The sequence below is a fragment of the Bradyrhizobium sp. LTSPM299 genome (genome assembly GCF_000938235.1).
Lineage (GTDB): Bacteria > Pseudomonadota > Alphaproteobacteria > Rhizobiales > Xanthobacteraceae > Bradyrhizobium.
In genome coordinates, this window is sequence record NZ_JYMU01000031.1 from 153,094 (window position 1) to 168,225 (window position 15,132).

15 protein-coding genes are annotated in these 15,132 nt (G+C 64.5%); 13 read left to right on the top strand and 2 right to left on the bottom strand.

The features are described from left to right. Position 1: 1 nt before the first annotated feature. The 11 genes from argS to surE all read left to right on the top strand — a co-directional run bounded on the left by argS (position 2) and on the right by surE (position 11,025). Positions 2-1,798: an arginine--tRNA ligase gene (argS, locus tag UP10_RS18215; protein WP_044588667.1), complete on the top strand. Its 1,797-nt coding sequence runs from the start codon at positions 2-4 to the stop codon at positions 1,796-1,798. 117 nt (positions 1,799-1,915) lie between these two features. Further along, positions 1,916-3,388 (top strand): SPOR domain-containing protein, encoded by a 1,473-nt coding sequence (locus tag UP10_RS18220; protein ID WP_044588668.1) that lies wholly within the window; start codon positions 1,916-1,918, stop codon positions 3,386-3,388. A 46-nt stretch (positions 3,389-3,434) separates the two neighbouring features. Then, a complete protein-coding gene (gene nagZ / locus UP10_RS18225; protein WP_044588669.1) occupies positions 3,435-4,457 on the top strand; it encodes a beta-N-acetylhexosaminidase in 1,023 nt (340 codons plus the stop codon). Continuing rightward, positions 4,454-5,275 carry a segregation and condensation protein A gene (locus UP10_RS18230; RefSeq protein ID WP_044588670.1) on the top strand — a complete coding sequence of 274 codons (822 nt, stop codon included), beginning with the start codon at positions 4,454-4,456 and terminating at the stop codon, positions 5,273-5,275. The genes nagZ and UP10_RS18230 overlap by 4 nt, the downstream gene beginning before the upstream one ends. 21 nt (positions 5,276-5,296) lie before the next feature. Then, entirely contained in the window at positions 5,297-6,100 is an 804-nt protein-coding gene (scpB, locus tag UP10_RS18235; protein ID WP_044588671.1) for an SMC-Scp complex subunit ScpB, read from the top strand. A gap of 147 nt (positions 6,101-6,247) precedes the next feature. Continuing rightward, positions 6,248-6,481, top strand: a complete 234-nt coding sequence (locus UP10_RS18240) for a twin-arginine translocase TatA/TatE family subunit (RefSeq protein ID WP_044542283.1) — start codon at positions 6,248-6,250, stop codon at positions 6,479-6,481. A gap of 177 nt (positions 6,482-6,658) precedes the next feature. Continuing rightward, on the top strand, positions 6,659-7,186 hold the full coding sequence (gene tatB / locus UP10_RS18245; RefSeq protein WP_044588672.1) for a Sec-independent protein translocase protein TatB: 528 nt from the start codon (positions 6,659-6,661) through the stop codon (positions 7,184-7,186). After that, on the top strand, positions 7,183-7,989 hold the full coding sequence (gene tatC / locus UP10_RS18250) for a twin-arginine translocase subunit TatC (protein ID WP_044588673.1): 807 nt from the start codon (positions 7,183-7,185) through the stop codon (positions 7,987-7,989). The genes tatB and tatC overlap by 4 nt, the downstream gene beginning before the upstream one ends. A gap of 202 nt (positions 7,990-8,191) precedes the next feature. Next, on the top strand, positions 8,192-9,523 hold the full coding sequence (gene serS, locus UP10_RS18255; protein WP_044588674.1) for a serine--tRNA ligase: 1,332 nt from the start codon (positions 8,192-8,194) through the stop codon (positions 9,521-9,523). A 15-nt stretch (positions 9,524-9,538) separates the two neighbouring features. After that, complete coding sequence (locus UP10_RS42130; protein WP_050043729.1) at positions 9,539-10,180, top strand: hypothetical protein; 642 nt, start codon at positions 9,539-9,541, stop codon at positions 10,178-10,180. A 77-nt stretch (positions 10,181-10,257) separates the two neighbouring features. Further along, positions 10,258-11,025, top strand: coding sequence for a 5'/3'-nucleotidase SurE (gene surE / locus UP10_RS18265; protein ID WP_044588675.1), 768 nt, complete (start codon positions 10,258-10,260; stop codon positions 11,023-11,025). A 3-nt stretch (positions 11,026-11,028) separates the two neighbouring features. Here the strand turns inward: surE and UP10_RS18270 are convergent, their stop codons facing one another. Beyond that, positions 11,029-11,406 carry a response regulator gene (locus UP10_RS18270; RefSeq protein ID WP_082070363.1) on the bottom strand — a complete coding sequence of 126 codons (378 nt, stop codon included), beginning with the start codon at positions 11,404-11,406 and terminating at the stop codon, positions 11,029-11,031. A 405-nt stretch (positions 11,407-11,811) separates the two neighbouring features. Here UP10_RS18270 and UP10_RS18275 point away from each other — a divergent pair, with 405 nt between their 5' ends. Then, positions 11,812-12,468: a protein-L-isoaspartate(D-aspartate) O-methyltransferase gene (locus UP10_RS18275; protein WP_044588676.1), complete on the top strand. Its 657-nt coding sequence runs from the start codon at positions 11,812-11,814 to the stop codon at positions 12,466-12,468. 109 nt (positions 12,469-12,577) lie between these two features. Beyond that, a complete protein-coding gene (locus UP10_RS18280) occupies positions 12,578-13,936 on the top strand; it encodes a LysM peptidoglycan-binding domain-containing M23 family metallopeptidase (protein ID WP_044588677.1) in 1,359 nt (452 codons plus the stop codon). Between the two features lie 154 nt (positions 13,937-14,090). Here UP10_RS18280 and UP10_RS18285 read toward each other — a convergent pair whose 3' ends face one another. Further along, complete coding sequence (locus tag UP10_RS18285) at positions 14,091-15,086, bottom strand: ATP-binding protein (RefSeq protein WP_044588776.1); 996 nt, start codon at positions 15,084-15,086, stop codon at positions 14,091-14,093. Positions 15,087-15,132: the final 46 nt, after the last annotated feature.

A 15,132-nucleotide genomic window follows, 5' to 3' on the forward strand; every position in this document is an offset into this window, starting at 1 on the left:
CATGGCCGATACCACTGCTTCACCTCATCTTTTCGCCGACGTGCTGGCGCGCGTGCACGCCGTTTGTGGCACTGTTGCCGCCGAGGACAACTGGCCGGCGGGCATCGATCTCGCCCGCGTCGTGGTCGAGCCGCCGCGCGATCCCAGCCATGGCGACATGGCGACCAATGCCGCGATGGTGCTTGCCAAGGATGCCAAGGCCAAGCCGCGCGAGCTCGCCGACAAGATCGCGGAGCGGCTGCGCGCCGACGCGCTGGTGGCGTCCGTCGATGTCGCCGGACCCGGCTTCATCAACCTCACACTGAAGCCGCAGGTCTGGGCCAATGCGCTGCGCGCTGTGCTGGCCGCCGGTTCGGCCTACGGGCAGAGCGGTATCGGCAGGGACGAGAAGGTCAACGTCGAATACGTCTCGGCCAATCCGACCGGGCCGATGCATGTCGGCCATTGCCGCGGCGCCGTGTTCGGCGACGCGTTGTGCAGCCTGCTGCAATTTGCCGGCTTCGACGTCTGTCGCGAATATTACATCAACGATGCCGGCGCCCAGGTCGACGTGCTCGCGCGCTCGGCTTTCCTGCGCTACCGCGAGGCGCTCGGCGAAAATATCGGTGCGATCCCGGAAGGGCTCTATCCCGGCGACTATCTGGTGCCGGTCGGAGAAGCTCTGGCGAAGCAATACGGCGACAAGCTGCTGACGATGCCGGACGCTGCGTGGCTGCCGATCGTGCGCGACAAGGCGATCGCCGACATGATGGAGATGATCAAGGGCGATCTCGCCGCGCTCAACATCCATCACGACGTGTTCTTCTCCGAGCGGTCGCTGATCGCGTCTGGCAACAACAAGGTTGCCGAGACCATCGATTTCCTGCGCGCCAAGGGCGACATCTACGAGGGCCGCCTGCCGCCGCCGAAAGGCAAGCCGGTCGAGGATTACGAGGACCGCGAACAGTGGCTGTTCCGGGCCACTGCCTATGGCGACGACGTCGATCGTCCGCTGATCAAATCGGACGGCTCCTACACCTATTTCGCGTCCGACATCGCCAACCACAGGAACAAGTTTGAGCGCGGATTCACTAATCTGATCGACGTGTTCGGGGCCGATCACGGCGGCTACATCAAGCGCATGCAGGCCGCCGTGAAGGCAATCTCTGCCGGCAAGGCGTCGCTCGACGTCAAGGTCGTGCAGCTCGTGAAGCTGCTCCGCGATGGCGAGCCGGTGAAGATGTCGAAGCGCTCTGGCGAATTCGTCACCCTGCGCGAGGTCGTCGACGAGGTTGGCTCCGACGCCGTGCGGTTCATGATGCTATTCCGCAAGAACGACGCGGTGCTCGATTTCGACCTCGCCAAGGTGATCGAGCAATCCAAGGACAACGCCGTCTTCTACGTTCAGTACGGCCACGCCCGCGGCCATTCGATCTTCCGCAACGCGCGGGAGGAGGCGGTTCCGGATCTGCCCGAGGCCGATGATGGCCGGCTGGCCTACCTGCGGAATGCCGCCGTCGACCGGCTGACCGACCCGGCCGAGCTCCAGCTGCTGAAGCAGCTGGCGCTCTATCCGCGGATGGTCGAGGCGGCGGCGGTTGCACATGAACCCCACCGAATCGCTTTTTATCTGTATGATTTGGCCAGCGAATTTCATGCGCTTTGGACCAAGGGGCGCGATTTGCCCTATTTACGCTTCATTATCACTAATGATGCAGAGATCACGAGGGCGCGACTGGCAATGGTTCAGGGCGTCGTCTCGGTTCTGGCATCGGGCTTAGCTGTACTAGGCGTCCAGGCTCCAACCGAGATGCGGTAGGCAGGGGCATTTGGCTCTCACGAGTGGGGATTCGTGGGGGCATCTGGCAGGGGCCAATTCGTTTGTACCGGCTGTACCGGCGATTTGGCGCTGTCCCGAAGGGGATGCATCAACACGATGGCTGATCGATATCAGGACCGACCTTTTTCCGCCGCTGATGACTACGATCGTGGTCATCCCGATGCGGCGCCCAAGGCCGATAGCGACCCGCTCGCCGAATTGGCCAGGCTGATCGGCCAGACAGACGCGTTCGGCACGGCCAACAAGCCGCTGCCGCACCCGCTGCAGTCGCGCGCCAATGTCCGGGCGCAGCCCTCTCAGTCGTCGGTGGAAGATGACGATGCGCCGCCCGCGGGCCCGCCGCCCTGGATGCAGCGCGCGCGTCAGGAAGCCGTCGTGCCGCCACCGCCGCAGCCGTCACCAGAGATCGACTACGAAGAGCCTGAGCCGGATTATCAGCCGAGCGCGGTGCATCCGTTGCACCGCTACGCGCCCCAGCCGGCGCAGCCTGCGCCCGAGCCGGTCCAGACCTATCAGCCGGTTGAGACCTATCAGGAAGAGCCGCAGTACCAGGCTGCCGACCACGACGCCGATCCGTCGCGCTACGACGACGCGTTGTATGGCCAATTGGAAGCGGGCGAGCAGGACCTTCAGCGCGACCCGGCCTATCCTGACGATCCCTATGCCTATCAGGGCTACGAGGACGAGCCCGAACCGCGCAGGCGCTCGAGCGGCCTGATCACGGTTGCCGCGGTGTTGGCGCTTGCGGTGATCGGGACCGGCGGTGCGTTCGCGTACCGCACCTATGTCGGCTCGCCCCGCAGTGGCGACCCGCCGATCATCAAGGCCGACAACACCCCGACCAAGGTGATCCCGGCCCAGGCCGATGCGCCGGCCAAAACCCCGGACCGGATGGCCGCGGGTGACGGCACCGAGAAGATCGTATCGCGCGAGGAAACGCCTGTTGACGTCAACGCCAAGGCTGGCGGACCCCGTGTCGTGCCGCTGAATGCGAACCCGCCGCCGGTCGCCAGCGTAGCGCCGGTCGCGCCACCTCCGCCGGTCGTACCTAACGGGGCGCTGTCGAACAGCGAGCCGCGCAAGATCCGGACCCTGTCCGTCAAGGGCGATATGCCCGATGGCACACCGGCGGCGACTGCCGCAGCCCCTGCGCCGGCCAAACCTGGGGCAAAGCCTCTGGTGTCGCGCGGCAACCCGGCCTCGGCCAATGCGAGCGCCAATGCGCCGATGTCGTTGGCTCCCGGCGCCCAGCCTGATCCGGCCGCGCCTCCGACCCGGATCGCGTCGACGACGCCTGCTCCGGCCCCGGTCAGCAGCGGCGGTGGATATCTGGTTCAGGTGTCCTCACAGAAGAACGAGGCTGACGCTCAGGCGTCATACCGGGCGCTGCAGAGCAAGTTCCCGGCCGTGCTCGGGTCGCGTCCTCCCGTGATCAAGCGGGCCGATCTCGGCGAAAAGGGCGTCTATTACCGCGCCATGGTCGGGCCGTTCGGCTCGCCGGATGAGGCGTCGCAGTTCTGTGGCAGCCTGAAATCTGCCGGCGGACAGTGCGTCGTCCAAAGGAATTAACGGCCGTTTCCTTGACCCGTGCGCCCCATGCGGCCTAATCGGCCGCATGGCGAACCGCGCATTCATCACGGGCGTATCTGGACTGGTCCTCACCGACGCGGAACGCGAATTCCTTCGCGCCGAGCGGCCATGGGGCTTTATCCTGTTCAAGCGCAACATCGAGACGCCGGCGCAAGTCGCTGCGCTGGTTCGGGAACTCAGGAATGCCACTGGCGATGCCGATGCGCCGGTCCTGATCGACCAGGAAGGCGGCCGGGTGCAGCGGCTGGGCCCGCCGCACTGGCCGGTCTATCCGCCCGGCGCGAGCTTCAGCGAGCTCTTTGACATCGATCCGAAGCTCGGCCTCGCGGCGGCCAGGCTCAGTTCACGCCTGATCGCGGCCGACCTGATCGACCTCGGAATTACCGTCGATTGCCTGCCTTTGGCTGACGTTCCGATCGCCGGGGCGGATGCGGTGATCGGGAACCGGGCCTACGGAACCGAGCCGGGCAAGGTCGCCGCCATCAGCCGTGCCGTCACCGAGGGGCTGGAGCAGGGTGGTGTGCTTCCCGTTCTCAAGCACATCCCCGGTCATGGAAGGGCCACGGCGGACAGCCATTTTCGGCTCCCGATGGTCGATACCTCCAGATCCGAGCTGGAATTGACCGATTTTGCCGCATTCCAACCACTTGCGGACCTGCCGATGGCGATGACCGCACATGTTGTGTTTAGCGCGCTGGACCCCGCCCAACCGGCGACGACTTCTGCGACAATCATCGAGCAGGTGATTCGCGGCGTGATTGGGTTCCAAGGTTTGTTGATGAGTGATGACGTGTCGATGAATGCGTTGGCCGGATCGATCGCGGAGCGGACCCGGGCCATCGTTACCGCCGGTTGCGACATGGTCCTGCACTGCAACGGCAATATCGACGAAATGCGCGAGGTTGTGCGCGAGACGCCGGAATTGACCGGCACGGCGCTTGAGCGCGCCAACCGGGCACTGGCCGCGCGAAAGCCACCGCAGCCGCTCGATCGGCAGGCGGCACGCGCGGAACTGGATGCGTTGATGGATCGGGTAGGGACGGCATGACCGCTGAAATTCTATCGTTCGAAACGGGGCGGCCGGCCGATCTCGCGGAAGGCGAGCCGTCGCTCGTGGTCGACGTCGAGGGGTACGAGGGGCCGCTCGACCTGCTGTTGACGCTGGCGCGGCAGCAGAAGGTCGACCTGTCAAAGATCTCGATCCTCGCGCTCGCCGATCAATATCTCTCGTTCATCGAGGCCGCCCGCAAGATCCGCCTCGAACTGGCGGCCGACTATCTGGTCATGGCGGCGTGGCTTGCCTACCTGAAGTCGCGGCTGCTGCTGCCGGAACCGCCGAGCGCGGAGGGGCCGAGCGCCGAGGAAATGGCGACCGCGCTTGCCAACCGGCTGCGCCGGCTGGAGGCGATCCGCGAGGCGGCGAACCGGCTGATGAACCGGCAGCAGTTCCAGCGCGATATTTTCCCGCGCGGCAATCCGGAATCGATCGCGGAAATCCGCCATCCCAAATTCACGGCCACGCTGTACGACCTGCTGTCGGCCTATGCGACGCAGCGCCAGTCGCGCGTGCTGACCACGGTGCACCTGGCCAAGCGGACCGTTTGGTCGCTTGCCGAAGCGCGCGCCTCGCTGGAGCGGCTGGTCGGCATCGCCGAGGACTGGAGCTGCCTCGATGAGTATTTGCTGAACTTCATCGCCGATCCCACGCAGAAGGCGACGGTCTTCGCATCGACCTTCGCCGCGGCCCTCGAGCTGGTTCGCGAAGGTGGGATGGAGATCAATCAGAAGCAGGCGTTCGCGCCGATCTATTTCCGAAAGCGTCCAGCGCAAGCCGCGATGGCTGCTCCGGATCTCTCGGTTGAGTAAGTGGAAGAAGGAGAGCAAGCCATGGCAAGCCTGGCGGAAAAGCGCGTAGAAGATACCGAGGAGGTTGCTCCGGCGGATTCGATGGCGCGTCCCGAAGAATTGCGGCTCCTGGAAGCCTTGCTGTTCGCCTCGGCCGAGCCGATCGATCAGGCGACGCTGGCCAAGCGGATGCCCGACGGCGTCGACATCAAGGTGGCGCTGGCGCAGTTGCAGGCGGAATACGCCCCGCGTGGCGTCAACCTGGTTCGCGTTGCCAACAAGTGGACGTTCCGCACGGCCGGCGACCTGTCGTGGCTGATGACGCGGGAGAGCACCGAGACCCGCAAGCTGTCGCGCGCCGCGATCGAGGTGCTTGCGATCATCGCCTACCATCAGCCGGTGACCCGCGCCGAGATCGAGGAGATCCGCGGCGTCATCACGTCGAAGGGAACAATCGACGTGCTGCTGGAGACCGGCTGGATCAGGCCGCGCGGCCGCCGCAAGACGCCAGGTCGTCCGCTGACGTTCGGGACCACCGACGGGTTCCTGTCGCAGTTCAGCCTGGAAGCGCTCGGCGACCTGCCGGGGCTCGACGAGCTGAAGGGCACTGGCCTGCTCGACTCGCGTCTGCCGACCGGCTTCAGCGTTCCCTCGCCATCCGACGACGTGACGCTGCGCGAGGACGAGGAGCCGCTTGAGCCCGGCGACACGCTGGAACTGCTGCTCGCGCCCGCAGCCGGGCCGGAAGCCTTCGAGCCCGAAGCCTCCGCACCGGACGCCTCCGAGCCCGAAGCCAGCGGCGCCGACGAGGGTGGCGATGCGGGGCCTGAGGAGAAGGGCGAATAGCCCGGAATATTCCCGGTTAAGGCTAGCAATATTACGTATCCGCGACAGCGATTTGCCGCGGCTGAAGTCCTTGTTTTTGACACCCCGCGGGCCTACCTTCCGGCAAAGTTCAGGTCGGTTCGCCGGCCATTTCTGGAGGTTTGCAGGATGGGTTCGCTTAGCATTTGGCACTGGATCGTCGTGATCGCAGTGGTCCTGCTGCTGTTCGGGCGCGGCAAGATTTCGGACCTCATGGGTGACGTTGCCCAGGGCATCAAGGCCTTCAAGAAGGGCATGCAGGACGACGACAAGGTCGCCGACAAGTCCGAACCCGCCAAGGCGCTCGATCACAATGCGGCGCCGTCGGCCGCGCGCCAGGATGTCGGCAGCAAGGCCGTCTGAGGCCCAAGCCCGGCTGACATCATTGTACTGACGCGCATTTCGACGTTTTTCTTTGCGCGGGACGGTGACGCCGTCGCTCGAAAGCGTTATGGACGCCGGTCGAGAAAAAGCGCCGGCAGCCCTAATTCCAGTTAGGAGGATTGGGGTCATTGCGGCGCGCTTTAAGCGGAAGATTTCATGTTCGATATCGGGTGGAGTGAACTGGTTGTCATCGCGGTCGTCGCGCTGATCGCCATCGGCCCGAAAGAACTGCCGGGCGTGCTGCGCATGGTCGGGCAATGGATGGGCAAGGCCCGCAAGATGGCCTCCGAATTCCAGGGCCAGTTCCAGGAGGCCATGCGCGAGGCCGAAATGGCCGACCTCAAGAAGAGCTTCGACGAGGTCAAGGAAGCCGCCACCGGCTTCACCAGCGGCAACATCATGACCTCACTGCAGAAGGACGTCACTGACTCCCTGCAAATCGACAAGCCCGTCGATGCGCAGGTGGCGTCCGCGATCGATGCGCCGGTGACATCGGCAAGCGATGCACCGGTAACGCCCACGACACCGGCCGCACCGACGCCGGAAACTTTCGTCGAGGCCGAGACCCACGTTGCCACCAGCGAACCGCTCGCGATCACCCAAGAAGTGCGGCCGCAACCGGCGCCTGAGGAGGAGATCACGCCCGCCCAGCCCGAAGTTCTGAAGGACGCGAGAGCGTCATGAGTGCCGAAGATATCGAGGCCAGCAAGGCCCCCTTGATGGATCATCTGATCGAGCTGCGCTCGCGGCTGATCAAGGCGCTGCTCGGATTCGGCGTGGCCTTCATCTTCTGCTTCTTCTTCGCCACGCAGATCTACAACATCCTGGTCTGGCCGTTCGTCTGGGTGGCGGGGCCGGAGAACTCGAAATTCATCTACACGGCGCTGCTGGAATATTTCATCACCAAATTGAAGCTTTCGCTGTTCGGCGCCGGATTCATCTCGTTTCCGATCGTGGCGACCCAGATCTACAAGTTCGTGGCGCCCGGCCTCTACAAGCACGAGCGCGGCGCGTTCCTGCCATATCTGATCGCGACCCCGTTCTTCTTCGTGCTCGGCTCGATGCTGGTCTATTTCGTGGTGCTGCCGATGCTGGTTCGGTTCTCGCTCGGCATGCAGCAGACGTCGGGCCCGGAAACCGCGCAAATCCAGTTGCTGCCCAAGGTCGGCGAATATCTGTCGCTGACGATGTCGCTGATCTTCGCCTTCGGCATCGCGTTCCAGCTTCCGGTGATCCTGACGCTGCTCGGGCGGATCGGCATCGTCACCTCGAAGATGCTCAAGGAGAAACGGCGCTATTTCATCGTCGTCGCTTTCATCATCGCGGCCGTGCTGACCCCGCCCGACGTGCTGAGCCAGGCCTCGCTGGCGATCCCGCTGCTTTTGCTGTACGAGGGCTCCATTATCGCGGTGCGGATGGTTGAGAAGAAGGCTGCCGCCGCGGCCGCCTCGTCGGGCGCCCCGCCGGCGGCCGATCCGGCCGAGTAGGGCCGTTTCACCGCACATTCAGTGTCATACCCCGCGAAAGCGGGGTATCCAGTACGCTGCGGCCTCACAATAGGTCACACACGCTCCTGGAATACTGGATCGCCCGCCTTCGCGGGCGATGACAGTTGTGCTAGTGGAGGCCCGCTGCAAAACGTTGACATACAACGCTATCTGCAAGAGCGACGTTAGGACCCCGACCGCCATGCACGACATCAAAGCGATCCGCGACAACCCGACAGCCTTCGACGCCGGCCTGAAGCGCCGCGGACTCGAGGCCTTGTCGCCGTCGCTGCTCGCGATCGACGAGCGGCGCCGTGCCGCGATCCTGGCGTCCGAGCAGGCGCAGGCGCGCCGCAATGCGGCGTCGAAGGAAATCGGCGACGCCAAGAAGGCCAAGGACGAGGCGCGTTCGGCGAAGCTGATGGCTGAAGTTGCCGAGCTGAAGACCACGATGCCGCAGCTTGAGACGACCGCGAAAACGGCCGACGAGGAGCTGACGAAGGAATTGGCCGCGATTCCAAATCTGCCGCTCGATGAAGTGCCTGCTGGCACCGACGAGCATGGCAATGTCCAGCGTCACGTCTTCGGCAAGAAGCGCGACTACGGCTTCGTGCCCAAGCCACATGACGATCTCGGCACCGCGCTCGGCGACATGGATTTCGAGGCGGCGGCGAAACTGTCCGGCGCGCGCTTCGTTGTGCTGAAGAGAGGCCTGGCGCGGCTCGAGCGCGCGATCGGGCAATTCATGCTCGATCTGCACACCAACGAGCACGGCTACACCGAGATCAATCCACCGCTCCTGGTGCGCGATGCCGCGATGTTCGGCACCGGACAATTGCCGAAGTTCGAGGACGACCAGTTCTGGGCGATCAAGGGCGAATTACTCGCCGCGCCCAATGGCGATCTGCGCAGCGAACGCCTCGGTCTCATTCCGACCGCCGAGGTCTCGCTGACCAATCTCGCGCGCGAATCCATTCTCGACGACAAGGAGCTGCCGATGCGGCTCACGGCGCTGACGCCGTGCTTCCGCGCCGAGGCGGGCGCCGCCGGCCGCGACACCCGTGGCATGATCCGCCAGCATCAATTTACCAAGGTCGAGCTCGTCTCGATCACGACGCCAGAGACCAGCAAGGACGAGCATGAGCGGATGCTAGCCTGCGCCGAGGAGGTGCTGCGCCGCCTCGATTTGCACTACCGCGTCATGACGCTGTGCGCCGGTGATATGGGCTTCTCGGCGCAGAAGACCTACGACATCGAGGTCTGGATGCCTGGGCAGGGCGATGGCGGCGCCTATCGCGAGATCTCGAGCTGCTCGGTGTGCGGTGATTTCCAGGCGCGCCGCATGGACGCGCGCTATCGCGGTCCCGACGGCAAGCCGCGTTTCGTGCACACGCTGAACGGCTCCGGCACGGCGGTCGGACGCGCCTTGATCGCGGTCATGGAGACCTATCAGCAACAGGATGGTTCGATCGCGGTGCCCGATGTGCTGCAGCCCTATATGGGCGGGCTCAAGGTCATCGAGCACGGCATGTAAGGCGGGGCCAGTGTGATGCCACTCCACCGTGACATCCACTGGCTTGGTCGGCAATGGGCCGTCACGGGTCACGGGCTGCAACTGATCAATCAGAAGCAGATGGGCTATTACGACATCGCGGTTTCCAGATTGTGGGAAGCCGGCCTGATCCAGTCGATGCAGGGCAAGGCGTGGATCGACAGGCCGGACTTTGACAAGGCGCTCGAACTGGCGCGGGCGCGGTTTTTCGATGCCGCACCTCCAGGTACGCCCGTGCCGCTTGAGCCGGAGGCGACTGCGGCCATAGCCAGCGCGGTGCCACCTGTGAAGCGTGCTCTCGAGCCATTGGCGGTGCCCGCGCTCGAGGAGTTGCTGGCAAAGCTGAAGTCGAAGTCGGCCGAGGTCGTGCCAATAGCAAAGCCGGCCGAGGCAGCTATAGCCGCTCCGCCCGAATCCGAACCGGCAAAGCCCGCATTGGTCGAATCTGAGCCGCCCAAGCCGCCGCCACCTGCGACACCAGTGGTTAAGCCGGCCGATCCAGCCCCCTTCGTGCGGCCACAGCCGACCTGGCCGGTGGTCGGCCACAAGATCGCCGGCAAAGGCAGATTCGTCCAGCCGTGGCGCGCCAGGTTGACGCGCTGGCGCGGAGATCTGCCGGGTTTGCCTCCGCGCCCCTAGCCGGTTAAGACGGCTTGCGAGCCCCAAGAAAACCGCGTCGAAACCGCGCCGAACCAGAACAAAAGGCACTTTGACGGATGCGAATTCTCTGCACCAATGATGACGGCATCCACGCTCCCGGCCTGAAGGTCGTCGAGCAGATCGCGCGGGCCTTGTCCGATGACGTCTGGATCGTCGCCCCGGAGCTCGACCAGTCGGGCGTCTCGCATTCGCTGTCGCTGAATGATCCGTTGCGCCTGCGCGAGGTCGGCCCGCGGCATTTTGCGGTGCGTGGCACGCCGACCGACTGCGTGATCATGGGCGCGCGTCACATCCTCGGCGAGAAGTTGCCAGATCTCGTGTTGAGCGGCGTCAACAAGGGCCGCAATGTCGCCGAGGACGTCGTCTATTCCGGCACCATCGCCGGCGCGCTGGAAGGCACGATCTTGGGCTTCCCGTCGTTTGCGCTCTCCCAGGAATTCAGCCTGGAGACGCGCGACAAGCCGCTATGGGAGACGGCGCTGAAATTCGGCCCCGACATCCTGCGCAAGGCGCTCGATGCCGGCATCCCGAAGAACACGGTCGTCAACGTCAACTTCCCGTCCTGCATGCCGGACGAGGTCAAGGGCATCCGGGTCACGCGGCAGGGCAAGCGCAATCTCGGCTTCCTGAAGATCGACCGCCGCCACGACGGCCGCGGCAATCCGTATTTCTGGATAGGCTTCGAGCGCGCCGCGATGCTGGATACGCCGGCGGAGGGCACCGATCTCGCAGCGCTCGCCGCGCGCTACGTCTCGGTGACGCCGTTGCGGCTCGACCGGACCGATGAGGTGTTTTCCGAAACGCTGACCGCGACGCTGAAGTAACGGCTAAACCGGCGCGCGCTTCATCACGCTGGCAATCACCTGCGCTAGCGTTTCCAGCTGGAACGGCTTCTGCAACGCCGGACGGTCGCGATATTCCGGAGGCAGGCCGGAGGAGCCGTAGCCGGTCGCGAAAATGAAGGGGCGGTTGCGCGCGTTGATCAGCTCGGCGACCGGGGTGATCACCTTGCCGTTGACATTGACGTCCAGGATCGCGAGGTCGAAATCGGTGGATTGCGCGAGCTTGACCGCTTCGCCGATTTCGCCGGCTTCGGCTGCGACGCTGTGGCCGAGCTCTTCCAGCATGTCGGCGACCATCATCCGGATCATGACCTCGTCTTCCACGAGGAAAACTGAACAGCCCGCCGGCCGTGTCGCTAGCATGATGGAATCCTTGCCCGTCCCGGAACCAAGCTCGCAAATAACACCAAGGGGCGCAATGCAAACGTTGGGGAATTGCCGCATTCCCAAGCGCGCAACCGCGAATCGTTCTATCGCCGAGTGGGCCTCGTTGAGCTAGGTTCTGCTCGACAGCCAGTCGCGGTCTCCATGCCAGCCCGGGCCCCGGGCCGATGTCGTGCTCGGTGCTTTTGATCGCGCGCCGCACCCGATGATATGAGGGCGGTCGCCCCGGCGGCAACGAGAAACAGGGCTCCGGGTTCCAAGTCAGGAACAAGACTGACGGGAAATTTTTCCTTAACGCGACATTGCGAATTCAAGTGGCATGAAGCTGCCTGAGAAACCTGTATTTGCGAATCCACTTCGCTCGAAAACGCTCCAGAGACGCTGATGAGCATGGCCGTGAACCCAGATCCGCCCGAGAAAATGATGTTTCAGCTCGCCCTGCGGCGGCGGGGGATCAGCGACCAGGCCGTGCTGCGGACCATGGAGGAGGTGCCGCGCGAGGTTTTCGTCGAGGCGCATGACCGCGCTTATGCCTATCGCGATAGCGCGCTACCGATTGCCTGCGGGCAGACCATCAGCCAGCCTTTCGTGGTCGCCTACATGACGGAGCAGTTGCAGCTGCAGAAGGGGCACCGCGTGCTCGAGATCGGGACCGGCTCCGGCTATCAGGCCGCGATCCTGTCCCGGCTGTGCAAGCAGGTGCTGACCATCGAGCGCTACCGGACGCTCGCCGACAGCGCCAGCAAGCGGCTTGAAAAGCTCGGCTATTTCAATGTCGAGGTGTTGCTCGGGGACGGCTACGATGTGCCGGCCGGTGCTGGCGATTTCGATCGCATCATCGTCACTGCGGCGATGGAACAGATACCGGACAAGCTTACGCAGCGGCTTGAGCCGGGCGGTGTTCTGATTGCGCCGGTCGGGCCGCATCAGGGCGCCCAGACGCTCGTCCGCGTGGTCAGGACCGAGAGCGGATTCGAGCGCAAGAATTTGGTCGATGTGCGCTTCGTGCCGGCGCTGCCAGGGATTGCGCGCGAGCTTTAGGATCGCGGATTGCGGCTTGCCGCCAACGTCTTATTCCCAGGGTTAAGCGCTTATTTACTCGACACGTGTTTACTCAAAACGGTCTTTTGTTGCGTACGAGTGAGTAACCATGTCAGGTATTGTCGAGTTGCTTTGCTCGCGTCGCGTGCCGCAAGTGGCGGTGCTGGCGCTGATGTCCGTGGCCTTTGCCGGCTGCAGCGGCGATATGTCGTCGCGCTTCTCCCAAAATTCCTACTCGCAGAATCCGTTCGCGCTTGATCCGCAGCCGACTGGTGCGGTGCAGCAGCCGCCGGAGCGTCGTGAGCTGCCGCAATATGCGCGGCCGCAGCAGCAATATTCGCAGAACCCGCAGTATCAATCGCAGCCGTTGCCGCCGCCGGTATCGGCGCCGCAGTCCTATCCGGTCTCGGGTGGCGGTGTCTCCGGAGGAGGGCGCGGGCTTGCGTCCTACGCGCCGCCGCCGGCGCGCCCGCAGCTTGAATCCACCGGCACCGTTCCGCATTCGGTCGCCGCGGCCCGCAGCGGCACCACCATCATCGTCGGTACCAGCGATACGCTGGAATTGCTGTCCAGGCGCTACAACGTGTCGACGGCCGATATCCTGCGCGCCAACGGTTACAAGGGGCCGCGCGCGCTCTCGCCGGGGCAGCAGCTGATCATTCCTCGCCCGACCGCAACGGCCGCCGCTCCCGCGGTGGCGGCGCCGGTCGTCAAGCCGGTTGCCGTGGCCGCCGCGCCTGTCGCTCCTCCTGGTGTCCACTTTGTCAATCGCGGCGACACGCTGCACAGCATCGCGCACCAGCACCACATCTCCGTGGCCGAGCTCGCTCACGCCAACAATCTCGAACCGTCGGCCAAGCTCAGCCTTGGCATGAAGCTCACTGTGCCCGGCGCGAAAGCCGCCGCGGTTGCGCCGGCTGTTGCCCCTGCGTCCGCCGCTGTGGCGGCAGCACCCACCCCGAAGGTGGTCGCAACTGCGCTGCCGCAGCAGAGCGCGCGGTTGGTCCAGCCGACCGCGAGCGTCGAACAGCCTGTGGCTGCCGCGGCGGATACGCCGGCGGTCAAGTCGGGCGATGCAACCGGCGCGCTGCCGACCTTCCGTTGGCCGGTGCGCGGCAAGGTCATCACCGCCTACGGCTCCAAGACCAACGGCAAGGTCAATGACGGCATCAATGTCGCGGTGCCCGAGGGCACGCCGGTGAAAGCTGCCGAAGACGGCGTCGTCGCCTATTCGGGTAACGAGCTGAAGGGCTACGGCAACCTCGTGCTGGTTCGCCACCCCAACGGCTATGTCACCGCTTATGCCCATACGAGTGAGCTGTTGGTGAAGCGTGGCGACACCATCAAGCGTGGCCAGGTGATCGCCAAGTCGGGTCAATCAGGCGAGGTCGGCTCGCCGCAGCTCCACTTCGAGATCCGCAAGGGCTCGTCGCCGCTTGATCCGCTGCAATTCCTCAACGGCGCGTGAGTTCAAGGCTGTCGTCGTCCGGCTCGTTCGGACGACCCAGTTTCCAGAGACCTTCATTTGAACCGAGATGCCTCGGCGTACTGGATCCTCCGCTTTCGCGGAGGATGACAATCGTGGGTTTGGAAGCAGGTCAGGCTACTTTCCGCTCACGGAACTACTTCCCGCCCAGCCGCACGCCGAGCCGGCCCGCCAGTTCCTGCGTGAATTGCCAGGCGACGCGGCCGGAGCGGGAGCCGCGGGTGGTCGACCATTCCAGCGCCTCGCGCTCGAGTGCTTCGTCGGCAAGCTTGATGCCGAAATGGTCGCAATAGCCCTTTACCATTGCCAGATATTCGTCCTGGCTGCAGCGATGGAAGCCGAGCCAGAGGCCGAAGCGATCTGACAGCGAGACCTTTTCCTCGACAGCTTCGCCGGGATTGATCGCGGTCGAGCGCTCGTTCTCGATCATCTCGCGCGCCAGCAGATGCCGCCGATTCGATGTCGCATAGAGGATGACGTTGTCGGGGCGCCCCTCGATGCCGCCTTCCAACACGGCCTTCAACGATTTGTAGGACGCGTCGTTGCCGTCGAAGGAGAGGTCGTCGCAGAACACGATGAAGCGGAATGAGGAGCTGCGCAAAAGCTCCATCAGGCCGGGCAGGCTCTCGATGTCCTCGCGGTGGATCTCGATCAGCTTCAGCCGATCGGCCGGCTTGCGGTCGACATTGATGCTGGCGTGAGCGGCCTTTACCAACGATGACTTGCCCATGCCGCGCGCGCCCCAAAGCAGTGCGTTGTTGGCGGGAAGGCCATTGGTGAAGCGCTCGGTGTTCTCCATCAGGATGTCGCGCATCCGGTCGACGCCTTTGAGCAGGCCGATCTCGACGCGGCTGACGTGCGGAACGGGTGCGAGGCGCCCATCCGGATGCCAGACAAAGGCGTCGGCCGCGTCGAACGACTTGGCAGGATTCGGGGCCGGGGAGGCGGCTGCAAGCTTGCTGGCGATGGTCTCCAGGGCGGCCGCGATCCGCTCGGCGGTATCGCGGTCGAGTGCCTTCGCCGGTCGTTTTGTCGCGGCCTTGGCCGGCGTCTTGGCGGCTGCTTTGGACGCGGTTTTGCTGGCGGTTTTCTCAGCTTTCTTCTTGGCTTTCTTCTTGGCTTTTTTCGGCATTTTTCCGGTTCCTGACGGCGCAGCCTTATCGGGCTGGCGCTCCTCC

Bases quoted from the DNA above. Each gene is read 5' to 3' on its own strand.
- tatB (WP_044588672.1), top strand. From the start codon at position 6,659: ATGTTCGATATCGGGTGGAGTGAACTGGTTGTCATCGCGGTCGTCGCG.
- argS (WP_044588667.1), top strand. From the start codon at position 2: ATGGCCGATACCACTGCTTCACCTCATCTTTTCGCCGACGTGCTGGCG.
- UP10_RS18270 (WP_082070363.1), bottom strand. From the start codon at position 11,406: ATGCTAGCGACACGGCCGGCGGGCTGTTCAGTTTTCCTCGTGGAAGAC.
- tatC (WP_044588673.1), top strand. From the start codon at position 7,183: ATGAGTGCCGAAGATATCGAGGCCAGCAAGGCCCCCTTGATGGATCAT.
- surE (WP_044588675.1), top strand. From the start codon at position 10,258: ATGCGAATTCTCTGCACCAATGATGACGGCATCCACGCTCCCGGCCTG.
- serS (WP_044588674.1), top strand. From the start codon at position 8,192: ATGCACGACATCAAAGCGATCCGCGACAACCCGACAGCCTTCGACGCC.
- UP10_RS18285 (WP_044588776.1), bottom strand. From the start codon at position 15,086: ATGCCGAAAAAAGCCAAGAAGAAAGCCAAGAAGAAAGCTGAGAAAACC.
- scpB (WP_044588671.1), top strand. From the start codon at position 5,297: ATGGCAAGCCTGGCGGAAAAGCGCGTAGAAGATACCGAGGAGGTTGCT.
- UP10_RS18230 (WP_044588670.1), top strand. From the start codon at position 4,454: ATGACCGCTGAAATTCTATCGTTCGAAACGGGGCGGCCGGCCGATCTC.
- nagZ (WP_044588669.1), top strand. From the start codon at position 3,435: ATGGCGAACCGCGCATTCATCACGGGCGTATCTGGACTGGTCCTCACC.
- UP10_RS18275 (WP_044588676.1), top strand. From the start codon at position 11,812: ATGAGCATGGCCGTGAACCCAGATCCGCCCGAGAAAATGATGTTTCAG.
- UP10_RS18280 (WP_044588677.1), top strand. From the start codon at position 12,578: ATGTCAGGTATTGTCGAGTTGCTTTGCTCGCGTCGCGTGCCGCAAGTG.
- UP10_RS42130 (WP_050043729.1), top strand. From the start codon at position 9,539: ATGCCACTCCACCGTGACATCCACTGGCTTGGTCGGCAATGGGCCGTC.
- UP10_RS18220 (WP_044588668.1), top strand. From the start codon at position 1,916: ATGGCTGATCGATATCAGGACCGACCTTTTTCCGCCGCTGATGACTAC.
- UP10_RS18240 (WP_044542283.1), top strand. From the start codon at position 6,248: ATGGGTTCGCTTAGCATTTGGCACTGGATCGTCGTGATCGCAGTGGTC.